This is a genomic window from Thauera phenolivorans (assembly GCF_001696715.1).
Taxonomy (GTDB): Bacteria; Pseudomonadota; Gammaproteobacteria; order Burkholderiales; family Rhodocyclaceae; genus Thauera; species Thauera phenolivorans.
Window position 1 is genome coordinate 104,485 of sequence record NZ_MBFM01000004.1, and the last position, 5,578, is coordinate 110,062.

At 60.3% G+C, this 5,578-nt stretch carries 4 protein-coding genes; all 4 read left to right on the plus strand.

The window, feature by feature from the left end:
- Window positions 1-367 precede the first annotated feature (367 nt).
- Entirely contained in the window at window positions 368-1,372 is a 1,005-nt protein-coding gene (locus BB334_RS17600; RefSeq protein ID WP_088179178.1) for a glycosyltransferase family 2 protein, read from the plus strand.
- 55 nt (window positions 1,373-1,427) lie between these two features.
- On the plus strand, window positions 1,428-1,835 hold the full coding sequence (locus BB334_RS17605) for a GtrA family protein (RefSeq protein WP_083200390.1): 408 nt from the start codon (window positions 1,428-1,430) through the stop codon (window positions 1,833-1,835).
- A gap of 102 nt (window positions 1,836-1,937) precedes the next feature.
- Window positions 1,938-3,260, plus strand: a complete 1,323-nt coding sequence (locus BB334_RS10405) for an ISL3 family transposase (protein ID WP_068808234.1) — start codon at window positions 1,938-1,940, stop codon at window positions 3,258-3,260.
- A gap of 268 nt (window positions 3,261-3,528) precedes the next feature.
- A complete protein-coding gene (locus BB334_RS10410; protein ID WP_083200391.1) occupies window positions 3,529-5,367 on the plus strand; it encodes an asparagine synthetase B family protein in 1,839 nt (612 codons plus the stop codon).
- The last annotated feature ends 211 nt before the right edge of the window (window positions 5,368-5,578 follow it).

Consider the following 5,578-nt stretch of genomic DNA (forward strand, 5'->3'; position numbering starts at 1 on the left):
AGCGGGTTCTCGCATCGGACAGGTTTGAAGTGGTCGCAACGATCCCCACACCCTCCAACTACAATGCGCCCGAGAAACATCTCCTCATCTATCGGAATACAAGTCCAATCAATGCAGCTAAGACGGGCATCGAGATTGATCTTCCGATGATCGGCAGATCAATAAAGAGTAGCGAGTGAACTCTATTACGTTTAGACAACCTCTATTTTCATTTCAGACAATGCGTGACCGCGCATACCGCGAAGCACCGATCTACATAGGGCCGCGCAACGCACGCCCCTGCTGTCAACTTTCTTTATTTTACTTTTAACTTTGCTGTGAGCAGGTTATGGCATATTCGCATCCCGAACAGCCTAGAAACTCTCGTATGGCAGGATCAGCTGCCTCTCCAAGTATTTCGATTGTTGTTCCGGCCTATAACGAGGAGGAGGTTCTACAGGAATTTCATAATCGAACGACCGAAGTTCTAAGCACCCTCGGCGGACCTTACGAAATTGTCTACATCAACGACGGAAGCACGGACCGGACTCTGTCCCTGATGCATGAAATTCGCGACATCGACCCGAATGTCACGATCGTTGACTTATCTCGCAACTTCGGCAAAGAGATCGCGCTTACTGCCGGCCTCGATCAGTCCAGAGGAGATGTCGTTATTGTAATCGACGCCGATCTGCAGGACCCACCAGAGCTAATCCCACAGTTTCTGGCCGAATGGAAAAATGGCTTCGATATCGTATATGCCGTGAGAACAGATCGGGCCGGAGAGACTTGGCTCAAAAAGACCACTGCTCTTGGATTCTATCGCCTGATTCAGTCTGTGAGTCGCGTTCCGATACCCAAGGACACGGGAGACTTTCGCCTCATGAGCCGACGAGCAGTCGATGCACTCGGCCGCCTGAGGGAACAACATCGATTCATGAAAGGGCTATTCTCATGGATCGGCTATCCTTCAAAACCCATCTATTACAGACGCGACGCACGCGCCGCCGGAGAAACCAAATGGAACTATTGGCAACTCTGGAATTTCGCAGTTGAGGGAATTACCTCCTTCTCAATCGCTCCGCTAAAGATTGCCACATACGTCGGGCTTGCAACTGCCAGCATTTCATTCGTTTACGCGATTTACATTGTTTATAAAACCTTGATGTTCGGCGATCCGATCCGAGGTTACCCTTCACTCATGGTTGTAATACTTTTCCTAGGGGGCGTTCAGCTCGTCTTCACGGGCGTGATTGGCGAGTATCTCGGACGAGTTTTCGACGAGGTGAAACAACGCCCTCTGTATCTGCTCAACGGTGTTCACGAAAGCCGCATGGCTTCGTTAGGATCGACCAACGACATGAACGTTCGCCCCACTGATGCAAGGGTGTGACGCATGCCCACAATGACCTCCTGCTGTTGGTGCTCAAACCCTTGATTGGGTTTTTATGGCGAGACTGAAGTTGGGTAGTCAGGCGATTCGATTCCTGTGCGTTGGAGGCGCAGCGACTGCGCTACATTACCTTGTAATGATCCTGGTTGTTCAACTCCAAATTGCAAGGCCGGTCGGTGCGAGCAGCGTTGGTTTTCTTGTTGGCGCCATCTTCAACTACCTGGCCAACCGGCATTTTACTTTTCGCTCAACTAAACGCCATCGTGAGGCTTTCCCGCGCTTCGCCCTCGTAGCCACAAGCGGTCTTGCAATCAATGCCAGCATTGTCTGGCTGATACACGATCTAATGTCAATGCATTACCTGCTTGGGCAGGTCATTGCCACGTTGGGAACTCTTGTTTGGAACTACACGCTTAATCGAATGTGGACCTTCGCGTCGTCTGCGCACAAGGCCCCACGCTGAAAGAACATCCGGCTCTAAGCCGTTTTCAGTGGAAATTGACTTCTCAACAAACATGACGATCGGTGGTACAACCGCCCGACACTGACGCCGACCTCGCACCTGATGAACAACCAGATCGAAGCCCTCTTCACCACCGCACTTGGCCTGCAGCCGCCTTGGCACGTCGCCAAGGTCGAGCTCAACACGGCCAAGCGGCGCATCGACTTCGAGGTCGAGCACACCGGCAAACGTGCGGCCTGTCCGGCATGCGGGGTCGAGCATCAGTTGATCCATGATCGCGTGCGCCGCAGTTGGCGACATCTGGACTTCTTCCAGTTCGAAGCCTGGCTCCATGCCGAGGTGCCGCGCGTGCAGTGCTCGGGCTGCGGCAAGACCACGCAGTTGCCGGTGCCGTGGGCGCGCGAGGGCAGTGGCTTTACCTTGCTGTTCGAGGCGCTGGGCTTGTCGCTGTGCCGCGAGTTGCCAGTGCGCCAGGCCGCCAATCAGATGCGGGTTGCGCCAAAGCGGCTGTGGCGGCGGGTGCGCCACTATGTCGAGGTGGCCCGTGCCAAGGACGACATGTCGGGCGTGCGCCACGTGGGCATTGACGAGACCAGCGTCAAGCGTGGGCACCAGTACATCACCGTGGTGCATGACCTGGCGGCCAAGCGCTTGCTGTTTGCCTGCCCCGGTCGTGACCATCAAACCTTGGGAGCCTTTGCCGATGACCTGCGTGCGCACGGCGGCGATCCGGCCAGGATCGAACACGCCTGCATCGACATGAGCGCGGCCTACGCCAAGGGGATTGGCCAGTCGCTGCCCAGCGCGCAGATCAGCTACGACCGCTTCCACGTCGTTGCCCTGGCCAATGCGGCGATGGATGAGGTGCGCCGCGAGGAGATGCGAACCTCGGCTGCGGCGGTCCGCGAAGCGGTCGGCGCAGACAGCAAGAAGACCCTTCGCCAGTTGCTGTGGGGCATGCGAAAGGACGCGGCGAGCCGGACCCGCGCGCAGTTCGAGGCGATGCACTGGCTGCAGCGCTCGAACCTGAAGAGCGCGCGGGCCTGGCGGCTCAAGCAGGCCCTGCGGCTCGTCTACAGCGAGGCGCGTGACAGTAACAGCGAAGCGATCGCCCTCGGGGCACTGACGAAGTGGATGAGTTGGGCGCGACGCTCGCGGCTCGAACCGTTCAAGCGCCTGGCGGCCACGTTGAAGGAACATCTCGGTGGCGTCGTGCGCGGCATGCTTGATGGGCGCAGCAACGCCTACGTCGAGGCGATGAACGGCCTGCTTCAGAAAGCGAAGACCGCTGCCCGAGGCTTCCGGGACCCCGAGAACTTCATCGCGATTGCCTACCTGCGCATGTCCAAGCTCGAGCATCTACCGAAGAACCCTCTGGTGCCGGCCATCCCCCGCGACAACGGGCGCTACCGTCATGTTTGTTGAGAAGTCAATTTCCACTGGAAACGGCATAGAGCCGAACATCCATGCACTGTCAATCCCGTGACCAACGTCCTGAAGATAATCGACGACGTTCCCTTCGTTCGGCATCCGCCCTAAGCGCGAGGCGGACAGACAGGCAGGGGGCGAGCAAATATGACCGTTTTACGTGCAATGCTGCTGTGTCACGGAAAGATCCAAACATTCTGAGATAATGCCAGACGCACGACGGCCACGGTGCCGAGAATGAACTCACTGAAATGGAGTCTTGGCAATGTCCCCCCAGCTCTTCGGCGCAATCGCCTCTTCGAACAGCCCCGCACTCGCCGCGCCCCCGAGGCGCGCAGGCGCACATGCGTCCTCGCTCGCGTTTCCTGGCGGCTATGTCGCGCACGACGCCTCCGCCCGGCTCTTCAGCGACCGCGGCTGGCTGTGCATCGGCCAGGGCGAACCTCGCTTCGCCGACGACCGCCTCGCCCAGCTGGCGCGCGAGTCCGGCGCTGAAGCCGCCTGGCTCGCCGCCTTCGAGCGCGACGGCGCCAGGGCGCCCGCCGGGGTCAGGGGCCGCTTCTCGATCGTGCTGATCAACCCCGCCGAGCGCCAGGCCTGGCTGGCCACCGACCGCTTCGGCACTTGGCCGCTGTGCTACTCGATCGTGGACGGGTCGCTGCGCTTCGCCAACCGGGCCGACACCGTGCCGCTCGAGAATCGCCGCATCTCGCACCAGGCGGTGTACGAGTACCTCTACTTCCACATGATCCCGGCCCCGACGACGATCTTCGAGGGCGTGGAGCGCCTGAGCGCCGGCTGCACGTTGCACTGGAAGAACGGAACGCACTCGCTGCGAGCCTTCGCCGAAGCCCGCTTCGAAGAGAACCGAAAGCCGGATCTGGAGGCGGCCAAGCAGGAGTTCCGCGACATCGTCCGTGCCGGCGTCGCGCGCGAAGCCGAGGGCCACGAGGTCGGCGCCTTCCTCTCGGGCGGCACCGACAGCTCGACCGTGGCCGGTATGCTGTGCGAGGTGCTCGGGCGCCCGGCGAAGACCTATTCGATGGGCTTCGACGCCGCCGGCTACGACGAGATGGAATACGCCCGCATCGCCGCCAGGCACTTCGGTACCGACAACCAGGAGTACTACGTCACGCCAGAAGACCTGCTCGACGGAATCCCCAAAGTCGCAAAGCATTACGACCAGCCTTTCGGCAACTCGTCGGCGGTGCCGGCCTGGGTCTGCGCCAGCCGCGCGCGCGCGGACGGCATCGACAAACTGCTCGCCGGCGACGGCGGCGACGAACTCTTCGGCGGCAACTCGCGCTACGCCAAGCAGCGCGTGTTCGACTTCTACGGCCGCGTGCCCGGCGCCCTGCGCAAGGGCGTGCTCGAACCCGCCTTCGGCCTGCCCGGCATGGACCGCATCCCGCTGTTGAAGAAGGGTGCGAGCTACATCGAGCAGGCGCGTGTGCCCCTCCCCGAACGCTTCGAAATGTACAACATGCTCGAGCGCCTCGGCGCCGACAGGGTCTTCTCGCCGGACTTTCTCGACACGGTGGACCGCGACCGCATCGGCCGCCTGCAGCGCGAGACCTGGGACGCGGTGCATGCTGACTCGCTGGTCAACCGCATGCTCGGCTACGAGTGGAAATACACCCTCGCGGACAACGACCTGCCGAAGGTGCTCGGCACCACCGAGCTCGCCGGGCTCGAGGTAGGCTTCCCGCTGCTGAGCGACGAGCTGCTCGAGTTCTCGGTCGGCATCCCGCCCGAGTGGAAGGTCAAGGGCATGACCCTGCGCTGGTTCTTCAAGGAGGCGCTGCGCGGCTTCCTGCCCGACGAGATCATCGCCAAGAAGAAGCACGGCTTCGGCCTGCCCTTCGGCGTGTGGGCCTGTCAGCACGAGGGGCTCAAGGCGCTCGCGCACGACGCGCTCGACGGCATGCGCGGCCGCGGCATCGTGCGGCCGGAGTTCATCGAAGAACTGCTCGGGACTTTGCTGCCCGAACACCCGGGCTACTACGGCGAGATGGTGTGGATTCTGATGATGATGGAGTTCTGGATGCGTGGGCATGAGACAACAGGCCAACCCATACCCAAGTCTATCGAGCTTCGCGGGTAGGACTCAAACGTAACTCTGAAGCGCGGCAGCGATTGCATCGCGGTAGATCCTCAGTCCAGTAACGACGTTTACGCCCCCAACAAATGTTGGGCAGAGTTTACTAGCTGCCCTACTCGGTCTGTCGAATATCTTTACAGATCGGTTCTGCACGACTGACTGAAGATGGGGCAACAAGGGGGTTAGAGTTACCAAGCCATTGTTTCACATGGAT

Coding starts and splice junctions, on each gene's coding strand:
- BB334_RS17605 (WP_083200390.1), top strand. CDS start 1,428: ATGGCGAGACTGAAGTTGGGTAGTCAGGCGATTCGATTCCTGTGCGTT.
- BB334_RS17600 (WP_088179178.1), top strand. CDS start 368: ATGGCAGGATCAGCTGCCTCTCCAAGTATTTCGATTGTTGTTCCGGCC.
- BB334_RS10405 (WP_068808234.1), top strand. CDS start 1,938: ATGAACAACCAGATCGAAGCCCTCTTCACCACCGCACTTGGCCTGCAG.
- BB334_RS10410 (WP_083200391.1), top strand. CDS start 3,529: ATGTCCCCCCAGCTCTTCGGCGCAATCGCCTCTTCGAACAGCCCCGCA.